This is a genomic window from Bhargavaea massiliensis (assembly GCF_050480245.1).
GTDB lineage: Bacteria > Bacillota > Bacilli > Bacillales > Anoxybacillaceae > Anoxybacillus.
Genome location: NZ_JBCNEQ010000061.1, coordinates 1 through 737 on the forward strand (window position 1 = coordinate 1; position 737 = coordinate 737).

Sequence of the window (737 nt, forward strand, 5' to 3'; positions counted from 1 at the left end):
AATCACTTCAAGCATGACGTGAACAGCTGTTGAAGCGCCTGGTGATGCACCAAGTAGCGCAGCAACCGAGCCGTCATGGGCGGCAACAACTTCCGTACCGAATTGAAGCGTGCCTTTGCCACCTGCTTCTGTATCTTTAATGACTTGTACACGCTGACCGGCAATAATGACATCCCAATCTTCGCTTTTCGCATGCGGGATAAATTCACGCAATTCTTCCATGCGCTGTTCTTTTGATAACATCACTTGTTCAATTAAATATTTTGTTAATGCCATGTTTTTTGCTCCTGCCGCAAGCATCGTTAACACGTTATGCGGCTTGACAGATGTGATTAAATCAAACAGCGATCCGTTCTTTAAAAATTTCGGTGAAAATCCAGCGAACGGCCCGAACAATAACATTTTTTTACCGTCAATAAAACGTGTATCGAGATGTGGAACAGACATTGGAGGTGCCCCAACTTTCGCTTTGCCGTACACTTTCGCATGATGTTGCTCGATAATGTCTGGATTGTTGCACACCATAAACAGCCCACTTACCGGGAATCCACCGATTCCTTTTCCTTCAGGGATGCCGGATTTTTGTAGTAAATGCAAGCTGCCGCCGCCTGCCCCGATAAAGACGAACTTCGCTGTGTGAACGTCAACTTCCCCTGTCGCTAAATTGCGTACTTTTACTTCCCATAAGTTGTCACTTGTTCGTTTCATATCTTCAACATGATGTTTATAATACAACT

General features: G+C 44.6%; 1 protein-coding gene. It reads right to left on the reverse strand.

All coding sequences use genetic code 11. From position 1 onward, the window contains the following. Positions 1-737 (reverse strand): malate:quinone oxidoreductase (locus ABEV15_RS11335; RefSeq protein WP_498853259.1); only part of this gene is annotated, 737 nt, incomplete at both ends.